Annotated in this window: 14 protein-coding genes; 4 read left to right on the plus strand and 10 right to left on the minus strand. The window is 67.0% G+C overall.

The window, feature by feature from the left end; all coding sequences use genetic code 11:
• Positions 1 to 837: 837 nt before the first annotated feature.
• The 3 genes from V8683_RS17075 to V8683_RS17085 are packed head-to-tail and all read right to left on the minus strand — an operon-like array spanning position 838 to position 2,797.
• Positions 838 to 1,680, minus strand: coding sequence for an anti-sigma factor family protein (locus V8683_RS17075; RefSeq protein ID WP_411193293.1), 843 nt, complete (start codon positions 1,678 to 1,680; stop codon positions 838 to 840).
• A complete protein-coding gene (locus V8683_RS17080) occupies positions 1,677 to 2,195 on the minus strand; it encodes a sigma-70 family RNA polymerase sigma factor (RefSeq protein WP_411193294.1) in 519 nt (172 codons plus the stop codon). Before V8683_RS17080 ends, V8683_RS17075 begins: the two co-directional genes overlap by 4 nt.
• Positions 2,174 to 2,797: a hypothetical protein gene (locus V8683_RS17085; RefSeq protein WP_411193295.1), complete on the minus strand. Its 624-nt coding sequence runs from the start codon at positions 2,795 to 2,797 to the stop codon at positions 2,174 to 2,176. The genes V8683_RS17080 and V8683_RS17085 overlap by 22 nt, the downstream gene beginning before the upstream one ends.
• Before the next feature lie 362 nt (positions 2,798 to 3,159).
• Here V8683_RS17085 and V8683_RS17090 point away from each other — a divergent pair, with 362 nt between their 5' ends.
• A complete protein-coding gene (locus tag V8683_RS17090; RefSeq protein WP_411193296.1) occupies positions 3,160 to 5,352 on the plus strand; it encodes an NHL repeat-containing protein in 2,193 nt (730 codons plus the stop codon).
• A 37-nt stretch (positions 5,353 to 5,389) separates the two neighbouring features.
• Here the strand turns inward: V8683_RS17090 and V8683_RS17095 are convergent, their stop codons facing one another.
• From V8683_RS17095 to V8683_RS17125, 7 genes are all read right to left on the minus strand, one after another.
• On the minus strand, positions 5,390 to 6,508 hold the full coding sequence (locus tag V8683_RS17095; protein WP_411193297.1) for a diguanylate cyclase: 1,119 nt from the start codon (positions 6,506 to 6,508) through the stop codon (positions 5,390 to 5,392).
• Between the two features lie 70 nt (positions 6,509 to 6,578).
• Entirely contained in the window at positions 6,579 to 7,592 is a 1,014-nt protein-coding gene (gene cheB / locus V8683_RS17100) for a chemotaxis response regulator protein-glutamate methylesterase (protein WP_411193298.1), read from the minus strand.
• Complete coding sequence (locus V8683_RS17105; RefSeq protein ID WP_411193299.1) at positions 7,592 to 9,859, minus strand: hybrid sensor histidine kinase/response regulator; 2,268 nt, start codon at positions 9,857 to 9,859, stop codon at positions 7,592 to 7,594. The genes cheB and V8683_RS17105 overlap by 1 nt, the downstream gene beginning before the upstream one ends.
• Positions 9,856 to 10,554, minus strand: a complete 699-nt coding sequence (locus V8683_RS17110) for a chemotaxis protein CheW (RefSeq protein WP_411193300.1) — start codon at positions 10,552 to 10,554, stop codon at positions 9,856 to 9,858. The genes V8683_RS17105 and V8683_RS17110 overlap by 4 nt, the downstream gene beginning before the upstream one ends.
• On the minus strand, positions 10,547 to 12,013 hold the full coding sequence (locus V8683_RS17115; protein WP_411193301.1) for a CheR family methyltransferase: 1,467 nt from the start codon (positions 12,011 to 12,013) through the stop codon (positions 10,547 to 10,549). Before V8683_RS17115 ends, V8683_RS17110 begins: the two co-directional genes overlap by 8 nt.
• Positions 12,010 to 12,510, minus strand: a complete 501-nt coding sequence (locus V8683_RS17120) for a chemotaxis protein CheW (protein ID WP_411193302.1) — start codon at positions 12,508 to 12,510, stop codon at positions 12,010 to 12,012. Before V8683_RS17120 ends, V8683_RS17115 begins: the two co-directional genes overlap by 4 nt.
• Before the next feature lie 40 nt (positions 12,511 to 12,550).
• Positions 12,551 to 14,224 (minus strand): methyl-accepting chemotaxis protein, encoded by a 1,674-nt coding sequence (locus tag V8683_RS17125; protein ID WP_411193303.1) that lies wholly within the window; start codon positions 14,222 to 14,224, stop codon positions 12,551 to 12,553.
• 285 nt (positions 14,225 to 14,509) lie between these two features.
• Here V8683_RS17125 and V8683_RS17130 point away from each other — a divergent pair, with 285 nt between their 5' ends.
• The 3 genes from V8683_RS17130 (at position 14,510) to V8683_RS17140 (ending at position 16,810) form a co-directional block, all read left to right on the plus strand.
• A complete protein-coding gene (locus V8683_RS17130) occupies positions 14,510 to 15,082 on the plus strand; it encodes a TetR/AcrR family transcriptional regulator (RefSeq protein ID WP_411193304.1) in 573 nt (190 codons plus the stop codon).
• 67 nt (positions 15,083 to 15,149) lie between these two features.
• A complete protein-coding gene (locus tag V8683_RS17135; protein ID WP_411193305.1) occupies positions 15,150 to 16,013 on the plus strand; it encodes an SDR family NAD(P)-dependent oxidoreductase in 864 nt (287 codons plus the stop codon).
• Between the two features lie 77 nt (positions 16,014 to 16,090).
• The gene (locus tag V8683_RS17140; protein ID WP_411193306.1) at positions 16,091 to 16,810 is read left to right on the plus strand and encodes a Rossmann-fold NAD(P)-binding domain-containing protein; all 720 of its coding nucleotides are present in this window, start codon (positions 16,091 to 16,093) and stop codon (positions 16,808 to 16,810) included.
• The last annotated feature ends 62 nt before the right edge of the window (positions 16,811 to 16,872 follow it).

The following is a 16,872-nucleotide window of genomic DNA, read 5'->3' on the forward strand; positions in this document are numbered from 1 at the left end:
TCCCGCAGACATGAGCGCTGCGGCAAGCAAAGCCTTCTTCATCCTCTCCTCCATACCTTTGAAATCCACTGGGTGTGGTACCGCTAACATTTCCCAATAGCTTTCACAATGAACAATGCGTCAATTACAGACAGGCCCCGTAGAACAATGCCCGGGGATCTTTCGTGTTTGCTTTTTCGCTGGATGATCTCGCTCGCCTTCCGAGAGCAGAAACTACTTTCTTCCGTCTCGTTTTGTTTATTTTCACTACAAATGTATCAAAGGCGAATCGGTGAGGCGAGGAGAGAATGAGCACGCGTTGCGAATTGCCGTCACCTGCACGGAATCTGGCACGGCCCGCATCTTGCAGGGGCGTGCCGCTTTCAATAAACCCCTGCTCCGGAACGAGTCATTCTATTAGCAGCAATTTTGGCAAAAATTATTGGCTACCGATCGTGCTATTGTTCAGCGAGATGAACAATTGATTTAATGAAAAAGACTTAATGTCTTGATGCGCATTTTCTGGAAATTCATCAAGAATTGCCGATGCGAATTCCAGTCTTTCTTCCAGAAAGAGTTTCTGGAACACGGCCAGGCTGGCAATATTTTTATCAAAAAGCGTGCAAATGAACAGGCATGATCGGGCAACAATCGCCTTTCATTTTGAAAGGAATGACGTGGATTGTTGTCCGATTTGTGAAGTAGGCGGAGAGGAACGGGAGAGCTCAACGCCCTTTGTTCTCGATTGAAGTGCTTGAAGAATACGGAATCGGACACCCTGGTGGATGTACTTAAGCATCGATCCCTATGGACGTCGCGACAGGGCTTCAGCGAGAAGCCCTGTCGCACAGGACACACTCACCCGACCTTCTCCACCGTCAACTGCGAATAGACATCGTGCGCCAGCTGCAGCAGCTCGCCGCGGTCGATGCCGCTCGACAGCGCGTAGCCGAAGTCCCCGTCGACCCAGTAGAACACGTTCACCGGCCCGTCCCGATACAGCTTGAACGCGGTGGTATTCGAGCTGACCTTGCGGCGCGAAATACAGAGCGTGACCCGTTCGCCGCGCGCGTTGTTATACATGAACTGCGCGACCTGGCCACCGTCGGCGCCGGGCAGCAGGCGCCCGCCGGCGAGTTCGAAGCCGCTCTTCCCGAGCATGGGCGGATGCACATTGGTGCCAAGCCGGTTCGCAAGCCATTGCACGAAGTCCTGCTCCGGCGCGCGCGTCATGTTGTTCGGGCGACCGACTTCCGGCATGTAGACGACATGCGCGAGCGCCGCCTGGCGCGCGAACAGCTCGCTGCCGTCGGCGCTGGCCACGCGTACGTCCGCTTCGTTCGACGACGATGCCAGCATCGTGCCCGCGCCATAGTGCAAGCCCCAGCCGATGCCGACACCCAGCACGAGCGTCGCCGCCATACCGGCAAACTGCGCGGCAAACCGCGGCCCGTTCGCGGCCTCGCGCCGCCGCGCTGCCTCGGGCGCCGGGCGCAGACTCGCGGGCAACGGCTCGCTCAACACCCGATCGTAGCGTTCGTGCAGCAGACCGTTCAGCGCGAAATAATCGCTCACGCGCGCCGCAAGGTCCGGGTTGCGCTCCAGTTCTCGCTCGACATCGGCCCTGCGCGCTTCGGGCAACGCGCCGTCCACATACGCATGGATTTCGTCTTCCGTGACGGGATACGTTTGCTCGCTCATCGCACCACCTTCAAATTCGCACGCGGGGCTGTACCGGCCATCAGCGCGCGCAGCCGCTCCCGCCCCCTGGATAAACGCGACATCACCGTGCCGATGGGAATATCGAGGGCCTGCGCCACCTCGGCATAGCTCATTTCTTCGAGCCCCACGAGCAGCACGACCTCGCGCTGTTCGCCGGGAAGACGCTGTAGCGCATAGTCGAGATCGCACACTTCGAGCGTGCCGAGCTGGCTCGCGGGCACGGCGTAGTCGGTCTCCGGCACGGTCTCGTCGTCCACGGAAACATGCGCGCCGCGCGCCGACGACTTGCGCACCTGGTTCACGAAAACGTTGTGCATGATCGTGAAGAGCCATGCGCGCAGGTCGGTGCCCAAACGGAACTGCCCCGAGCGGCCGAGCGCCCGCTCCAGGGTGTCCTGCACGAGGTCGTCGGCCAGTTCCCGGTTGTGGATCAGCGCGCGCGCGTAGCGGCGCAAACGCGGCACGTGTTCTATCAGTTCGTCACGGATGTCCATGTTCCATCCTTGCCCGCCTCCTCCATTCCATTCCCTCGGTCGCCGCCATCCGCGGGCAGCGTCGCGGCATCCGCCGCGCGCATCAGGCCGCGCGTGCGCACGTCGCCCGCCAGCACCCAGCGCGTGCCGTTCGCTGTCCATTCGATCAGGCGCATCGCGCCGATACGCCTCGCGCTCCACTGCGGCTCGCCCTTCGAGAACCAGGCCCGCGCGCCCAGCAACACCACGCGCTTGCCGTCCGCGTTTTCGTAGACGTAGCGTCTCGCGCTTGCGAGCAGCCCCAGCCTGAGCGTGTCCTCGCCCACGAGCCGCAGGCCCGATGCTTTCAGATCGAAAGGATCGGGCGCCATGGCGACCGCGTCCACATTGTCGCCTCCGGCCGCCTGGTTCGCCGTTTCCATGAGCGCCATGAGGGCGGCGGCGTTCACGACCTGCTGCGCAGGTTGCGTGAGCGCCAGCCAGGTCGCGGCCACCGTGGCCAGCAGGACGGTCAGCGCGGCTGCCCGGAGGGCGCGCGGCGCGTCACTTCGTGAACTTTCAGTGTATGCCTGGATAGCGGTCCCGGACACGGGCGGGTACGCCATCGGCCCCTTGCGGATCATGGTCTTTCGGCGACGAAAAGGTTGGTTCGATGGGCAAACACGTAAGGCGGGTGGATTATTCCCACGTTTTTCTGGCACCACAGCAACTTGCCCGAGATGCTTCTTTGCCGCCGCACCACGCAATCTATCGAGGCCAATGGCCTGCGCCGCTTGACCACCAGCTCCCGGCGTAAAGCGCGCGCTCATATCTTTCGTATACCTTAACAATAGAATGCATGCGGTACGCCATTCCGTCAGCATAAAAAAATTCACATTACTCACTACGAATAAAGACCGAATTATTTCCGGAACCCGGCATGCGAGCATGAGCGCAATTCGTTGCGCACGCACCGTGCGCCATTCGTTCGCTCAGGGGTTCCAGCATGAAACTGGCCAGGCACATGCTGCTAGCGGTGTTCGCACTGCAAGCGGTATGTATCGACACAGCCGTTGCGCAGGCAACGCTCAACTACACCACGTCGTGGATAGGCAATACCTTCGGGTACGGCGACGGCAAGTGGGTACAGCTCGACATCGAGGCGATCGCCGTCGCGCCCGACGGCACGGTGTACGCCAATGCGCCATGGGACGAGAGCGGCAGCGAGCTCGGCGTCTACCGCGCCGGCAACAAGCTCGCCGTGGGTGGGAACACGCACGGTTGGGGCGATACGGGCGGCGACGCCATCGCGGCGAACACCCAATACGTCTACGCCGCCCTGTCGATAGGCAACGAAAGCAATGCGCTTTCGGGTGCCGACTACCCGCCTGCCGGGCAGACCTGGTACGGCGTCACGCGTCGCCTGCGCTCCAACATCGCACAGGGCGCGCCGTTCGCAAGCGGCATCGGCAACAGCGCCAACGTGACGAAAGACAGCTTCCTGCGCGTGCGCGACGTGCGCACGCCCGACGACGGCGCCGTCCGTGGCCTGGCGGCCTCCGACACCGAGCTCTACGTCTCCGACACCTACGGCAATCGCATCGTCGTCTACGACGCGCAGACCATGCGGCAGCTACGCTCGTGGACCGCGCCGTCGCCAGGCCGGCTCGCACTCGCAAGCGACTCGACGCTATGGGTCGTGCAGGGTCTGCAGAACGCGAGCGGCCCGACCATCGGTCACTACCGCGTGGACGGCACGGCGCTCAACGATACGCCCGTGCTGCCGCAGGGCACCGTCCCCACCGATCTCGCGTTCGCGCCTTCGGGCCAGTTGACGATCGCCGACAACGGCCCCGCGCAGCAGATCCTGCTCTATAGCCGCGCGGCAAGCGGCGCGATGCAGCTCACGGCCACGCTCGGCACGCGCGACGGCATCTTCCACACCGTGAAGGGCACGCCCGGCGACTGGCGCTTCAACGGCATCACCGGTATTGGCTACGACTCGGCGGGCAATCTCTACGTTGCGCAGAACGGCCAGGGGCCGCGTCCCATCGGATCGGCGCTGGTGGGCCAGGGCGCCGTGCTCGAAAGCTATGCGATGACCACGCGCTCGCTCGGGTGGCGACTCTACGGCCTCCTGTTCGTGGACGCCGGCGCGTTCGATCCCGCTTCGACGGCGAACGTCTTCACCGGTTCGAAGCGCTTCACGATGGACTATACGCAGCCCGCGGGCAAGCAATGGACCTACTCGGGCTTCACGCTCGACCGCTTCGACTACCCTGACGACCCCGCCTTCCACCTCGCGCGCGGCGTGCGTGGCTCGCCGATGGTGCGGCGCTTCGACGGCCAGTTGTTCCTCTATACGCTCGACGAATACGCGCACTACCTCACGGCATACCGCTTCGCGCCGGGAACGGAGGGCCAGGTGGCCATTCCGTCCGGCTTCTTCGCGCAGAACCCGCTGCCGGGCAACTGGCCCGCCGGCCAGCCAGCGTACGGCGAGTGGATGTGGCGCGACGCGAACGGCGACGGCAAGGTGGATGCGAGCGAAATCACGGCCAATCCCTCGACGGGCTCGACGGTAGGCGACGGCTACTGGTGGGTGGATGCGCCGGGCAACGTCTGGCTCGCGACACCCACCTCGGGCATACGCGAGATGCCGATGCTCGGTCTCGACGCCCACGGCAATCCGGTGTATTCGTATGCGTCCGCGAAGATGTTCCCGATGCCCGCCCCGTTCGCACGCGTTGCGCGCATGGTCTACGTGGCCGCGACGGATACGATGTACCTCACGGGCTACACGTCGGCAAGTCAGTACAACTCATCGCTCTGGAAAGAAGCCGGACCGGTATTGGCGCGCTACGACAACTGGTCGGGCGGATCGCCCGTGCTCACCTACACCGTGAACCTGCCCTGGAATGCGGGCAGCGATCCGCAGGTCACGACCGTGGGAATTGCCGTGGCGGGCAATTATGTGTTCATCGCGGAACTCTATACCCCGCACATCGACGTTTACGACACGCGCAGCGGCCAGTTCGTCGGCACGTTCACGCCAGGCGCCGATGTCGGCAACACGACGGGCTGGGTCGACATCTATATGGGACTCAGCGCGGCCGAACAGCCGGACGGCAGCTACGTTATCCTCGTGGAGGACGACGCGCGCGCGAAGCTGCTCATGTATCAGTGGAAGCCGAACTAGCCGGCGTGGCGGAAGGAGGCAGCAGGCCGCGCGGCCCTCACCCGCGCGTGCCGATCTGCGCGGAGAAGGCCACGCGGTTGCGTCCATCGCGCTTGGCGCGATAGAGCGCCGCATCGGCCTCCTCGATGAGCGCCGTCTCGGCGATGTTTTCCGCCGGCGTGAGCGTCGCCACGCCGATGCTGATGGTGAGGTGCTCGCTCGCGTCCGACCCCGCGTGCGCCAGCGCCAGCGCCGCCACATCGCGGCGCATCTTCTCGGCCAGCAGGCGCGCGCCGGCGCTGCCCGTGCCGGGCAGCACAACCGCGAATTCCTCACCGCCGAAGCGCGCCACCAGATCGCGCGGCTGGTTGATCTCGCTGCGGATGGTCGCCGCCACGGTACGCAGCACGTTGTCGCCCGCCACGTGCCCGTACGTGTCGTTGTAGGGCTTGAAGTAGTCCACGTCGATCATCAGGAGCGAGACCTCGGTGCGCTCGCGCAGCGCGCGGCGCCATTCCGCGCCGAGGAACTCGTCCAGGTAGCGGCGATTCGAAAGACCCGTGAGGCCGTCCGAATGCGTGAGCCGCCGCAGTTCCAGATTCGCCTTCAGCAGTTCCTGCTGCGAGCGGCGCAGCGCGCGGTAGGCCTCGTCGCGCTGGAGCATGCTCATATAGGAGCGCGAATGATATTTCAACCGCGCGATCAGCTCCACGCTGTCCGGCAGCTTGACGAGATAATCGTTCGCCCCCGCGGCGAATGCCGCGCTCTTGATCGCGGGCTCCTCCTTGGTGGAGAGCACGATGATCGGCACGTCGCGCGTCGCCTCGTGGGCGCGGTAGGCTTTCACGAGCGTGAGCCCGTCGGTGCCCGGCATCACGAGATCCTGCAGAATCACGGTCGGCCGCACTTCCCGGGCCGTATGCAACGCGTCCTCGGGATGCGCGCAGTAATGAAAGTCGATGTCGCGTTCGCCACTCAGCGCCCGGCGCACCGCCTCGGCAACGATCGCCTGATCGTCCACCAGCAGCACCATCATCGGCAGGTCGGCGGCGGGCAGCGGCTGTTCGAGCGCCGCGCGCGCCGCCTCGAGCGAGGCTTCGAGCGCGGCGTCCTCGGTGCCGACGGCCGGTGATGCGCCTTGCGCGCTTGCGGGAAGGTTGGGCTTCTCGGTGGTCATGATGGTCGGTCGCTTCTGGGCTTCTGTAAATGAGGATCGCGCTCGCTCGCGTGTCCGTTCCTTTCGTGCATCACACGGGGCGTTTGACGCGGCCCCGCAGTTCGGCGGCAATGGCGTCAAGCGGCAGGATCGCGCACGCCGCACCGAGCGCCGCCGCGGCCTTGGGCATGCCGTAGACGGCGCTCGTGGCCTGATCCTGTGCAATCGTGTAATAACCTTTCGCGCGCATCTCCTTCAGGCCGATCGCCCCGTCGCGGCCCATGCCGGTGAGCAGCAGCCCCACCGCGTCGCCGCGCCAGTGCTCGACCACGCTGCGAAAGAAGGTATCGACGGACGGACGATACGGCGTCTCCGCGGGCTCGCGCGTATAGGCAAGCCGGCCGCTGGCTGTCATGCGCAAATGATCGTTGGTGGCGGCCAGCAGTGCGACGCGCGGCTCGGGACGGTCGCCTTCGCGCGCCACGCGCACGGTGAGCGGCGTCTGTCCGTCGAGCCACTCCGCCATGCCGGCGGCGAACGACTGGTCCACGTGCTGCACGATCACGATGCCGGCCGCAAAATCGGCACCCAGATCGCCAAGCACGCGCGCGAGCGCGGTCGGCCCGCCCGCCGACGCGCCAATCGCCACGAGCGGCACACGGCCCGGCGCGGCGCCGGTGGCCGCAGCGGGCGCCCGTACGGTGTCGGGCGCGCCGTGCAGCCGGCCGATCTGCTCGATCTTCGCAAGCAGCAGGTCGATCGTTTCGCGCGCGCCGGGACCGGCAAGCGAAGGCGTATCGACCGCGTCGAGCGCACCCGCGCCCATGGCCTCGTACACGCGCCACGCGTTCGCGCCCACGCTGCTCGTCACGATCAGGATCGGGCACGAAGCAGCCGCCATGATGCGCCGGGTGGCCTCGACACCATCTAGCTTCGGCATCACGAGATCCATGAGCACCACGTCGGGCGGGCGGGCCGTGCAGAATTCGACGGCTTCCTCGCCGTCCGCGGCCACCCACAGCACGCGGTGCTCCGGGCGCCGCGCGATGGCGTGGCGCAGCGCCTCCACGGCAAGCGGCATGTCGTTCGCAATGCCGATGTTCATCAGGTCGCCTCTCCGATCAGGTCGTTGACCGCATCGAGCAGCGCTTCGTCGTGGAAGCTGCCCTTCGTGAGATAGTAGTCCGCGCCCGCCTCCAGCCCGCGCCGCCGGTCGTCCTCGCGGTCCTTGTACGAGACGATCATCACCGGCACGTGCTTCAGTTGCGGGTCGTTCCTGATCATGGTGACGAGTTCGATGCCGTCCATGCGCGGCATGTCCACGTCGGTAATGACGAGGTCGTAGCGCCCCTGGCGCAGCGTGGTCCAGCCATCCATGCCGTCCACGGCCACCGTCACCGCATAGCCGCGTTTTTCGAGGAGCTTGCGCTCCAGCTCGCGCACCGTCAAGGAGTCCTCCACGACCAGCACGCGCTTGCGTTCGCGCACCGCGCCCTGCGCGCCGCGCGTGATCCCGGCGAGCTGCCCTTCGCGCACGAGCCGCGCCACCGAGGCGACGATGTCCTCCACGTCGATCAGCAGCACCACCTGGCCGTTGTCGAGCAGCGCCGCCGCGGAGACGTTGCGCACCTTGCCGAGCCGGCTGTCGAGCGGCTGCACGGCGAGCGTGTGTTCGCCGATAAAACCGTCCACGGCGATACCATAGAGGCCCGCCTCGTCGCCGACGAGCACGACGCTCACGTCGCCGTCCGTCTCCGCGCCGCCGCTTGCGCCAAGCAACTGGCGCGCGGTCACGAGCCCCACGGGCCGTCCGTCCCAGGCGATGTGCTGCTGGCCTTCGAGCATTTCGATGGCGCTGCGCGGCACGCGCAGCGCGCGCCTCACGCGCGCGAGCGGAAACGCGTACGCTTCGCCGGCCACGTCGACGATCAGGCTGCGCACGACGGAAAGCGTAAGCGGCAACTGCAGGACAAAGCGCGTGCCGCGCCCCGCCACGCTCTCGATCCGTACCGTGCCGCGCACGGCCTTGACGAAATTGTGTACCGCGTCGAGCCCCACGCCGCGCCCGGAAACGTCGGTGACGGTATCGCGCAGCGAGAACCCCGGCAGCAGCAGAAAGTCGAGCAGCTCGGCGTCGGACATCGTCTCCACCGCGTCGCTCTGGGCAAACCCGCGCGCCACGATGGCCGCGCGCAGCGCCGCGAGATCGACGCCGTGGCCGTCGTCGGCCACGCTGATCAGCAGCTTGCCGGCGCTGTGGCGCGCTTCGAGCGTGAGGCGCGCCTCCTCCGGCTTGCCCTCGATGAGCCGTGTGACCGGATCCTCGATGCCGTGATCGAGCGCGTTACGCAGCAGATGCCCGAGCGGGGCATCGAGCATGTCGAGGATGTCGCGGTCCACCTGGGCCGTCTCGCCTTCGACCGAGAAGCGCACGCGTTTGCCGAGCGAGCGCGCCAGATCGCGCACGATGCGCGGATACGCGTGCGCGATCTCGCCGAACGGCCGCATGCGGCACTGCAGCGCTTCGTCGTAGAGCCGCTGCGCGAGCCGCGCGCCGCGCCGCTCGATGCGGTCGAGGTCGTCGAAGCGTTCGGCCAGTTGCCCCTGCAGCGCCGCGAGCGACGCGCGGATTTCGGCCAGCGCGGCGCGCGCCTCGGTGCCGAGCGCATCGATATGCCGATCCTGGAACTGGCCGATCGCACCCAGCACGTCGCCCTGCGCATAGCGCACACGAAGGAGCGAGTCGGCGAACGGCCGCATACGGCGCGATTCGACGAGCGTTTCGCCTGCGAGACCCACGAGCCGATCCAGCGTGCCTGCACGCACGCGCAACATGCGTTGCCCGTCTGTAGACGACGTGGCGCGTTCGCGTGCGGACGCGGGTTCGGCTTCCGCTTCGGCCGCAACGGGCGCGGCGGACGAGGCGGAATCGGGCGCCACGGAAATGGCCTGCGTAGCCTGCACTTCATCCCCCGCAACTTCGAGGTCCGCTTCGCCATTGAGGCGCGCGACAAATGCATCGATCGCGTCGCGCGCCAGCGGCGGCGCATCGGCATTGCCCGCTGCCAGCAGCATGTCGATGCCCACCAGCAATGCGTCGATGCGCGCGGCGTCGATCCGCAGTTCGCCATGCTGCGCAGCGACGAAGCAGTCTTCCATCACGCTCGCCACTTCCACCGCCTCGGGCAACCCGACGATGCGCGCGGCGCCCTTGAGCGAATGCGTCGCGCGCATGCACGACTCCAGCGTCCCGGGGTCCGCCGGCGTGGCTTCGAGCGCCAGCAAGCCGGCGGAAAGCGTGCGCGTCTGCGTCTGCGCTTCCTCGCGGAACAGGTCGAGCAGCGAGCGGCGGCTCAGCTCGTCGTCGCTCATCGCACGCTCCTCGTCAATGCCTCGAATAGTGCCTCCACGTCCAGCACGCCGACCGAGCGGCCGCGCCAGCCCAGTACGCCGCGCACGTGGCGGCCCGATCCCTGCGCCAGCGTGGCCGGCGCGGGCAGCAGCGCTTCGTGGCTGAAATACGCTACGCCCTCCACATCGTCGACCGGGAACGCGGTCGTCTCGCCGCCCCGTTCCGCCACCAGCAGGCGGCGCCGGCCGGAACGCGCGCCAGCGGACTCCGGCGCCGCCTCGATGTGCAGCAGCGCTGCGAGGGAGACGGCCAGCGTCAACACACCGCGCACGTTCACGATGCCGAGCACGGCGGCGCTGCGCCGGTGCGGCAGCGAATGAATGGCGCGCGCCTCGCCCACGTGCTGCAGTACCGTGGCCGGCAGCGCAAGCCACTCGGCGCCCACGCGAAATACGAGCGATCCTTCGCTTTTAGCCAGGGTGTCCTGATCGTCGACTCGCGCACCGCCGGCGCGCGCGGCGGAAGGAAGCGCGGCCGCCGCGAAATCAGCAGGACGCTCGAGCATGCGCGCGGCGGCCTGCGCGAATACCGGGCAGTTCAGGCAGCGCAGATACTGTTCGAGCCGTGGGCACGAATTGTCGCCGCGCGTGCCGATGCGGTTCCAGCAATCGTCTAGCGGCACGCGGGCCAGCACGGCAGATTCGCGTTCAGACATCGGCGCCTCCGTGGTATGGCGTTCCCGGCGCGACACGCTCGGCGCGGCGCATCAGGCGGCGCGCGCCGTCGCCATCGCCTTCCACTTCGAGCAGCGCGGCCAGATGGGTCAGTGCTTCGTAGTGCACAGGATCGAGATAGACCGCCTTGCGGTAGTGGTCCCGCGCCTCGGCAGCGTGCCCCTGAGCATCGGCGATCAGGCCGAGCAGATACCAGGCGTCAGCGTCCGGCGCGGCCGATTGCGCCGCCTGCCAGGCAAGACGGCGCGCAGCATCGAGTTCGCCCGCATCGGCAAGACGCCGCGCCTCGACAAGCCCGGCGCCGGGAGTCGCGGCAGGCGCAAGCGGCTTCGCGAACGCACCACCGTCTGGTACGGAACGTTGCGTGCGCAAAGAACGCGCGGGTACGCCGGGCAGGGTCCGCGGCACGCCGGCGCCATGCGGCATCGATGCCGGCGCAACGGTCGACGACGGCGGGAGCACTGGCGCAGCGGAGATCGCGGGCTTCGGCGGCACGGCAAGCATGGGCCGCAACGGCAGGGACAGCGGCACAGGCGCGAGTCCGGGCGCAAGCGCACGCTTTTGCGCCTCGTCCTCGTCGGGCAGCCGGAAACCGAACGCTAGCGGAATATAAGCGGGGACCATCTCGTGCCGCATCATGAGCCCGGTCTCGGCAGGACCGACGAAGATCATGCCGTCGACAGCCAGACGCTCGCGCAACAGGCGTATCGCGCGGTCCTGGGCATCGCGGTCGAAATAGATCAGCACGTTGCGGCAGAAAATAAAGTCGTAGCGCACCGGATGGGCCACGAGCCACTCGAACAGATTGGCGCGCTCGAACGTCACCGGACGCCGCACGTGCATGCCGACGCGCCAGCCGTCCTCCACCGCCTCGAAATGATGCTCGCGAAACGCGAGGCCGTCACCGCGAAACGCGTTACGTCCGTAAACCCCGTGCTCCGCGGCCGCGATCGAGGCGGTGCTGATGTCGATCGCGTCGATGCCGAACTGATCGGCGGCAAACCCCGCGTCGAGCAACGCCATCGCCGCCGAATACGGTTCCTCGCCGCTGGAGCACGGCGCGCTCAGAACGCGCAGCACGTCGCCGGGCCGCCGCGCGAGCCGCTCCGCGCCGAGGCGCGCCAGCGCCGTAAAGGCCTCGCGCTCCCGAAAGAACCAGGTCTCGGGCACCACGAGCGCGTCGATGACCGCCTGGCGTTCCGCGGCGACGGACGTGAGATGCGCCCAGTACGCGTCGAGCACCGCGCCCGGCACGGCGGCGCCCGCCTCCCAGGCAGCCGGCAGCGAACCGGTTTGTGACGCCTCGCCTGTCTCCGCCGCCACCGTTGCAGCGGCGCGCAGCGCGACCGCGCGGGCCAGCGCGTTCACGCCGAGCGACGGCGCATCGATACCCGTCTCCTGAAGGAGCCACCCAGCGAAGCGCGGATCGCCGGCGCTCACGACGCGGCTCCCTGCGCCTGCCACGAAGGCGGATCGGGAAAGAGCAGCGCCCGCACCCGCGCATCGAGCAACTGATCGACCTTGACCCACTGCACGAAACCCTGTTCGTCGCGCGCGACAGGGCCGAGCCAGCGTGCCTCGGGGGTGGCAATGCCACCGTCCGCAAAAGAGGTCGCGGCGAAAGCCTGCGTACGGGTGGCGCATTCGATCAGGAGTGCAATATAACGTTGCGCGGAGCTTCGCGATGCGGCATCGGAGCCGGATCTGTCGTAGACGAGCACGAGCCGCGTGGACATGAGCGCGCGCGCGGGACGCCCGAGCGCCAGCATCGCGAGATCGACCACCGGCACGGGCGCGCCCTCGTGCTCGATCAGGCCCGCGATCCACGGCGGCGTGCCCGGATGCGGACGCACCGGTGCGAGCGGCAGCACGTGCGCGATCTCGCGCGCATCGAGCGCGTAGCGTTCGCCGTCAAGCTCGAACAACAGGAACAGCATCGCCGGGTCCCCTCGGGGCGCTCTTGCGCGCCACTTGATATCAAGCCTCGATCCTGAAGCGCGATACGCCCGTGCGCAGTTCGCTGGCCACGAGCGTGAGATTGTCGATGGCCTGCGACGACTGGCGCAGCGATTCCGCCGTCTGCTGCGCCGCCTCCGAAAGCTGCGTGAGCGCCTGGGTGATCTGCTCCGCGCTGGTGGCCTGGGCCTGCATGCCGTCGTTCACCATCTGGAAGCGCGGCGCGAGCGTCTGCACCGCGCCGATGATCTGCGAAAGCTGCGTGCCCACGGCCTGCATGTCGTGCATGCCGCGGCGCACTTCCTCGGCAAACTTGTCCATGCCCATCACGCCCGCCGACACCGCCGACTGGATCTCCTTGACGGTCTGCTCGATGTCGTAGGTGGCCACGGCCGTCTGGTCGGCCAGGCGCCGGATCTCGGTGGCGACGACCGAAAAGCCGCGGCCGTACTCGCCGGCCTTCTCCGCCTCGATGGCCGCGTTCAGCGAAAGCAGGTTGGTCTGGTCGGCCACCTTGGTGATGGTCGACACCACCTGGTTGATGCTCACGGCCTTCTCGTTGAGGATCGCGAGCTTCGCGTTCACGGAGCCGGCGGCCTCCATCACGCTGCCCATCGTGTCTTCCATGTGCGTGAGGCCGCTCTGGCTCGTGGTGGCGAGCGCGGCCGACTGCTCGGCCACCGTCGCCACTTCGCTCATCGTGCGTACGAGGTCGCGCGCGGTCGCGAAGATCTCGCGCGAGGTCGCGCCGATCTCGGTGGTCGTGGCCGCCGTCTCGCTCGCGGTGGCCTGCTGCTCCTTCGACGTGGCGGCCACCTCGGCCACCGAAGTCGAAACCTGCAGCGACGACTTCTGCGCCTGGGCAACGAGACTCGCGAGCTCGTCGCTCATGCGGTTGAAGCCGTCTTCGAGCACGCCGAATTCGTCGCGGCGGCCAAGATGCAGGCGCTGCGTGAGGTCGCCCGTGCGCATGGAGTCGTGCACGTCCACGAGCCGCGCCATCGGCACCGTGATCGCGCGATAGAGCGCGTAGCCGGTGGCGAGCGAGGCGAGCAGCACGACGCCCAGCGCTGCGGCCAGCGTGATCTCGGTGCCCGAGACCGACCCGCGGATGGTCTGCGCGGAATCGTCGGCCTGCCCCCGGTTCTCTTCGACGATCGAGTTGACAGAGTCCGTCACGTCCTGCCACGCCGGAGCGAGTTGCGCGAAGGCTGCCTGCGCGGCGGGGCGCGACGCGGGCAGTTGATGCGCGATGGCGGTAATTTGGGGCAGATAGCGTGCGTAGGCATCGCGGAAGCGTTGAAAACGTTCGCGATCGTCGCCGCGAAAAACCGTGGTGTCGTACTGCTTCACCAGCCGGTCCACGTCGGCGAGCGCGCCGGGCAAGGCGGCAAGATCCCGCCCGGTGCTGTCGGCGTCGGCGTCCACGAAGGCGGCGCGCTCCGTGAGCATGTACGTCTGGAACGCCGCCGCACGCAGCGACGTCGCGTAGAAGAGTCCCGGCACCGAATCGTGCGTGAGGCTGGAAGCCTCGTCGTCGATGGTGCGCAGGCGGTTGTACGAGATCGCCGCGGTGGCGAGCATCAGCACGAACAGCAGTCCGAAGCTGAGGACGATGCGCGTGCCGAGCGTGTAGCGTCCCTCGGTCTGGCGCGGCAGGCCGGCCTGGCCGGCGCGGGGCATGGCGGTGCTCATTGGGCGTCTGGGCTTTTTCCGTTGACTGAATCGTGGCTCCACGCGGCGCGGGCGAATGCGCGCGCGTTGCGGCCGGACGAAAGGCCCGTCGTGCGGCCCTCACGGTCGCTAGTGTAATGGTCTGCGCACATTTATGGGATAGGCGGGAAGCCACTGGGGCCGGATTACGGGGGCGCGACGACAGGGACAGTTCCGCCTGCCACCGCCCTGCGGCAGGTTGCAGGAAGGAGAAAATCCATTGTATGATTGAGTAATCACTCAACTATGTAACCCGAGACGCCGTTCATGGCCCGCCCGAAAAGCGAAGACAAGCGCAATGCCATCCTTGCCGCCGCCATCCACGTGATCGCGACGCAAGGGCTGGGCGCGCCCACGGCCAGGATCGCCAAAACCGCGGGCGTTGCCGAAGGCACGCTCTTCACCTACTTCGATAACAAGGACGAACTGCTCAACGCGCTCTATCTCGCCATCAAGGCCGAGCTGCGCGAAGCGCTCGCGCCCGACTTCCCGCACGACGCCGGCATGCGCGAGCGCGCCCGGCATCTCTGGCGGCACTACGTGGACTGGGGCGTCGCCAACCCGGACAAACGCAAGGTCATGCTGGTCCTGAGCGCCTCCGAACGCGTCACCGAGCAATCGCGCGCGGTCGGCATGCAAGCCTTCGCGGAAGCCGGCGCGCTCATCGGGCATTGCATCGCGCAAGGCCATCTCGACGGGCACTCCCCGGCTTTCGCCTCGGCAATCATGGGCGCACTCGCCGAAACAACGATGGATTTCATCGTGCGCGAACCGGCGCAGCGCGAGCGCTACCTCGAAGCCGGGTTCAACGCTTTCTGGAACGCGATTGCGCACGCCTGAGTGCGCTTTTTTTTGACCCATTAATGAGTGAGTGCACACTCATAATTAGCGAGCAAAGGAGCTCATCATGTCGAAAGTCTGGCTTGTCACCGGCAGTGCACGCGGCCTCGGCCGCCATATCGTCGAAACCGCGCTGGAGGCGGGCGAACGCGTCCTGGCCACGGCGCGCGATCCGCAGCGGCTCGACGACCTCGCGGCGCGCCACGGAGACCGCATGAAAACCGCGGCGCTCGACGTCGCCGATCCCGCGGCAGCGCGCATCGCCGTGCAAACCGCGCTCGATGCGTTCGGCCGCATCGACGTGCTGGTCAACAATGCGGGCTTCGGTCACATTTCGCCGTTCGAGCAAAGTCCCGAGGACGACTTCCGCGCGCAGATCGACACGAACTTCTACGGCGTCGTCAACGTCACGCGGGCGGTGTTGCCGGTGATGCGCGCGCAAAAATCCGGGCATATCCTGCATGTGTCGTCGGTCGGCGGCCGGTTAGGCACGGCCGGGCTCGCCGCGTACCAGTCGGCCAAATGGGCCGTGGGCGGCTTCACCGAAGTGTTGCGCCAGGAACTCGCGCCTGTCGGCATCCATATGACGGCACTCGAGCCGGGCGGCATGGCGACGGACTGGGGCACCGAAGCCGGCGCCCACATTCCCGCGCTGCTGCCCGAGTACGAGCCGTCGATCGGCGCGCTGCTGAAGCTCTTCGCCGACCACGTGGGCAAGGAACGCAGCGATCCCGCGCGCGTCGCGCAAGTGGTGCTGCAACTGACGCGCCATGACGATCCGCCCGCCCACCTGCTGCTCGGCAGCGACGCCCTGCAGTTCTCGAACGCCGCCGATGCCGCGCGCGCCGCCGAGGGCGAACGCTGGCGCGCCGTCACGCTGTCCACCGACTTCGGCGGCGCGGGCATCATTCCGGTCATGCCGCGCAACTGAGCGAACGCGAACGTGCAGGGCAGCTTGAGAGGAGCGTCCTGCACGCCCATCGACAACGACCGTGATTCGGGAACCTCATGAAAGTACTGATCTACGGCGCGACCGGCATGGTCGGCCAGGGCGTGCTGCGCGAATGCCTGCGCGCGGACGACGTCGAACTCATACGCGCGGTAGGACGCCGCGAAACGGGCCTCCGTCACGCGAAGCTGCGCGAAACGCTGTTGCCCGATCTGGCCGACAGCCGCGCGGCCGAGTCCGAACTGACGGGCTTTCACGCGTGCTTTTTCTGTCTCGGCGTGTCGTCGGTCGGCATGTCCGAAGCCGATTACTCGCGCGTGACCTATGACCTCACGATGGCGATAGGCGGTACGCTCGCGCGCCTGAATCCGGAGATGACTTTCGTCTATGTTTCGGGCGCGGGCACCGACAGCAGCGAGCGCGGCCGCAGCATGTGGGCGCGCGTGAAAGGACGAACCGAGAACGCGTTGCAGCGACTGGGATTTCGTGCGGTGTACCTGTTCCGGCCCGGCGCTATCGAACCGCTCGAAGGCATACGCTCGAAAACGCGTCTCTATCACGCGCTGTATCGGCTCATGAAGCCGGTCTGGCCGCTGCTGCGCGTGGCGCTCGGCGACCGGCTGGTGACGACCGCGGACGTCGGACAGGCCATGCTGGCCGTTGCGAGACATGACGCGGCCACGGCGGTGCTGGAAGCGCCGGCATTGCATGCGCTGGCCCAAGCCGAAGCGCAAAGCACGAAACGCCGACAAAACGCCGTGAATGACAGCGCCGCATGAAGCGGCGCCTGCGGGAACCGCGCCGCGCGAATTCCGTCCGCCAGGGTAGTGTCGAGGACGGC

It is taken from the genome of Paraburkholderia sp. AV2 (genome assembly GCF_054968425.1).